This window comes from Vibrio sp. 2132-1 (assembly GCF_033344315.1).
This window is the reverse complement of sequence record NZ_JAWPON010000908.1, coordinates 1-504: the sequence shown is the minus strand read 5'-3', so window position 1 is coordinate 504 and position 504 is coordinate 1. Positions and strand designations below refer to the sequence as shown.

The 504-nt window shown below is 44.8% G+C and carries 1 protein-coding gene; it reads right to left on the bottom strand.

Annotated features, from left to right (window positions below):
* Window positions 1–504, bottom strand: a 504-nt coding sequence (locus R8N47_RS28665) for a type III secretion system needle length determinant (RefSeq protein WP_318186543.1), incomplete at both ends; no start/stop codon positions are given.

Below are 504 nucleotides of genomic sequence, written 5' to 3'. Positions count from 1 at the left end.
GGTTTAAACGTTCTGCCAGATCTTGCCTTGCTTGTTGATTGATGATGGAAAGCGCATGCTCTTGTCGAATCGTCACGCTATAACCTTGCGAATCTAACTTGATGTGGATTTCGCCACCTTTGAGTTGACCCTCGCTTAGAAACAATCGTACTTCTTTCTCATTCGATGCCGTTGGTAGGGCAACGTACACTTTATCCACCAATTGCTGAATCAGTTGGCTGACTTCACGAGTTGGTTGAGTAGGTTGTGGAGTCGAGATGCCTTTCAAAATCACATCGCCTTGAGTAATCGGTGTCGTGACTGGTTGATGCGTCGGCTTGTCATTGCTTTTTTCTGAATCCAACATGGCTTTATCTAGCAATGTGCGCTCAGCCTTGTTCGCTTTGGGATGTTCATCATTCGGGAGTGGTGTTTTCAAATTGCGCGAATTAAAGCCAAGTGATGAGTCACCCTCATGCTTGTTTACTTCAGTTTTAGTTGCAGTTTTGTGCACAGTTGAAGTGA